This is a genomic window from Luteitalea sp. (assembly GCF_044337415.1).
Lineage (GTDB): Bacteria > Acidobacteriota > Vicinamibacteria > Vicinamibacterales > Vicinamibacteraceae > Luteitalea.
This window is the reverse complement of sequence record NZ_JBIINP010000356.1, coordinates 1-3,103: the sequence shown is the minus strand read 5'-3', so window position 1 is coordinate 3,103 and position 3,103 is coordinate 1. Positions and strand designations below refer to the sequence as shown.

2 protein-coding genes and 1 pseudogene are annotated in these 3,103 nt (G+C 72.6%); 1 reads left to right on the top strand and 2 read right to left on the bottom strand.

What is annotated here, in order from left to right; all coding sequences use genetic code 11:
- Window positions 1–347, top strand: a pseudogene (locus tag ACIRDX_RS22230) (glutamate formimidoyltransferase); the annotation flags it as partial.
- Window positions 348–377: 30 nt separating this feature from the next.
- On the opposite strand, the gene hutH reads toward ACIRDX_RS22230, so the two are convergent.
- Together hutH and ACIRDX_RS22220 are read right to left on the bottom strand one after the other, a co-directional pair.
- A complete protein-coding gene (hutH, locus tag ACIRDX_RS22225; RefSeq protein ID WP_396627604.1) occupies window positions 378–1,895 on the bottom strand; it encodes a histidine ammonia-lyase in 1,518 nt (505 codons plus the stop codon).
- A gap of 93 nt (window positions 1,896–1,988) precedes the next feature.
- Window positions 1,989–3,103 (bottom strand): alpha/beta hydrolase family protein (locus ACIRDX_RS22220; RefSeq protein ID WP_396627603.1); only part of this gene is annotated, 1,115 nt, incomplete at its 5' end.

Here is a 3,103-nt window from a genome sequence, read left to right as displayed (position 1 = left end):
TGCCTGCCGTCCGCGCCGTGGGCTGGGGCATGCCGAGCTATGGGCACGCGCAGGTCTCGCTCAACGTCCTGGACTTCCGCGTCACGCCACTGCACGTGGCGCACCGGGTCGTCGCCGAGCGCGCGGCACTGCGCGGCGCACGGGTCATCGGGTCCGAACTGGTCGGCCTGGTCCCGCTGGCGGCGTTGCTCGACACCGGGCGAGCCTCGGTCGGCCCTGACCGGGCCACGGAGCTGTCGGACAACGCACTCGTGGCCGCCGCCGTCTCGGCGCTGGGCCTGGCAGCCGTGCACCCGTTCGACCCGCAGGCACGCGTGCTCGAGTGGGCACTCGGCGCATCCCGGTAGGGCCGGCTCTCCGAGCCCGGCCGACGGGCCCTAGCGGTCAGGGGCCGCGAACGCGCCGTCCTCGATGAGGCCGATGATGGCCTCGATGTCGGCGGTGAGGGGGCGGTCACCCTGCAGGGGCGCCACCACCTGCCTGATCCGCGCGATGGCCGCCTCGACACGACGGCCCGTGTGCAGTGGCCGATGGCTCTCGATGGCCTGCGATGAACACAACAGCTCGATGGCCACGACCGTGCGCGTGAGCGACAGCGCGCGCCTGGCCTTGGCTGCGGCGCGTGGGCCGAACGAGTTGTAGTCCTCGATGCCCGCCGACGTCGGCACGTTGATCACCGAGGCCGGCATGCTCAGGCCCGCGAGTTCGTTGCAGCAGGCGGCCGCGGTGTATTGCGCCACCATGAGGCCGGAGTTCAGTCCCGGCGACGGGCTCAGGTACGGCGGCAGTCCGCTCTCCCGGTCGCGGGCCGACAGCAGGAAGAACACCCGCTGCTGTGCAATCCCGGCCACGTGCGTGAGCGCCATCGCGAACACGTCGAGCGGCAGCGCGATCGGCATGCCGTGGAAGTTGCCGGCCGACACGAGCGCGCGCGGCAAGTCGCCCTCGGCGTCCACCAGCAGCGGGTTGTCGGTGACGGCCCCCAGTTCGCGCTCGACGGCGGCGCGCACGTAGGCGACGGCGTCGAGGGCCGCGCCCAGCACCACTGGCGCGCACCGGTACGAGTACGGGTCCTGCACGCGGCTGTCGTCGACGCGGTGGCTCTCGACGATCTCGGTGCCCGCCAGCCAGTCGCGCAGGCAGGCGGCGACCTCGGCCTGGCCGGGTTGCCCGCGCAGCGCGTGCACGCGCGGGTCGAGGAAGGCATCGGTGGCGCGGACGGCGTCGATGGCCATCGCGCACGCGCCGAGCGCCGCAGGCCACAGCGCGTCCCACTCCTCCAGCAGGAGCGCCGCCTCGGCGGCCATCAGGTGCGTGCCGTTGATCAGCGCCAGGCCTTCCTTGGCCTCGAGGGTCACGGGCGAGAGCCCGGCCCGCGCCAGGGCGTCGGCGGCGCTGCCGCCGTCGACCTCGCCCTCGCCGATGAGCACGCGCGCAATCGCGGCCAGCGGCGCGAGATCGCCAGAGGCGCCGACGCTGCCGATGGACGGGACGACCGGCGTGATGCCATGGGCCAGGCACGCGAGGATCAGTTCCACCACCTCGGGCCGCACGCCGGACGCGCCGCGCGCCAGCGACGCGGCCAGCAGCAGCATCGTGGCCCGTACGGTGTCGGCGGGGAGTCGCGCGCCGGTGCCGGCCGAGTGCGACCGCACGAGGTTGCGCTGCAGATCGCGCAGCCGGTCGCTGGCGATGCGGGTACGCGCGAGCGACCCGAAGCCCGTGTTGACGCCGTAGTGGGCCTCGCCATCACCCAGCATCTCCTCGAGCACGCCACGGCGCGCCGAGAGGCGCGCGCGCGCGTCGGACGCGAGGCGGGCCGTCGCCCGCCCGTGCGCCACGGCCTCCACGTCGGCGGTGGTGAGGGGCGAGCCGTCGAGGTTCAGGTCGATCATGGATGTTCAGGATGCAGCGAGGTAGGGCGCGGTGTCCCACCGCGCCGCTGTGGATGACGGCCGCGTGGGACACGCGGCCCTACCTCCGTGGGATCAGTGCGTGCCCGCCGCAGGCTTGCTCGCCGGCGTGCCCGGCGCCGTCGGCAGCTTGCCGCCGAGCAGCGTGCGCACCCAGAAATCGTGGGCCTCGCGCGCCGAGTGCTTCCGCTGGCTGGCCTGCAGGCCGTGGCGCGAGTCGGGGTAGAGCATCAGCTCGAACGGCTTGTCGTGCTCGGTCAGCCAGTCGACGACCTGCATGGAGTTCTGCATGTGCACGTTGTCGTCGATGGTGCCGTGCGTGAGCCGCAGGCCGCCCGTGTACTTCTCGATGTGCGTGAGCACCGCGCCCTGCTTGTAGCCCTCCGGGTTGTCGACCGGCCGGTCCATGTAGCGCTCGGTGTACACGGAGTCGTACAACCGCCAGTCCGACACCGGGGCGCTCGAGAGGCCGACGTTGAAGCCCGGTGCACCCTTGGTGAGCGCCATCAGCGTGGTGTAGCCGCCGTAGCTCCCACCCGTGATCGCGATGCGGTCCTTCGCGACGAACGGCTGGGCGCGCAGCCACTCGGCGGCCTTTCCGTAGTCGTGCATCTCCCACGTGCCGAGCGACCGGTGCATGAGGGCGACGCCCTTCTTGCCGTGGTGACCGCTGCCGCGGTGATCGACGGCCATCCAGATCACGCCGCGCTGTGCCCAGTAGTGCGCCGCCGTGGACTGCCACGCGTTGCGCACCGTGCCCGCATCGGGGCCGCCGTAGATGCTCACGAGCACGGGGTACGTCTTCTTCTTGTCGAAGTCCGGCGGCAGCACCCACACCGCCGGCAGGTCGTACCCGTCGCCCGACGGGATCGTGAACACCTCGGCCTTGCCCCACGCGTACGCCGCCGCGCCCTCGCCGCGCGCCGCGGCGACCTGCCGCGTCACGCTGCCATCGGCGCGGTGCAGCGTGAGCGTCGCCGGCTCGGTCACGCTCGATCGCGACACGAGGAAATGCTTGCCATCTGGCGCGACGCGGACCTGCATCGTGCCCGGCCCCTTCACGAGCGTGTCGGTGCCGGACCCGTCCAGGCGAACGCGGCGCAACTCGGTGTTCCACGTCTCGCCGATGGTGCCCGGCTGGGCGAGCACGTAGGCCACGCCCGCCGCCTCGTCGACCTGGAGGATGCTGC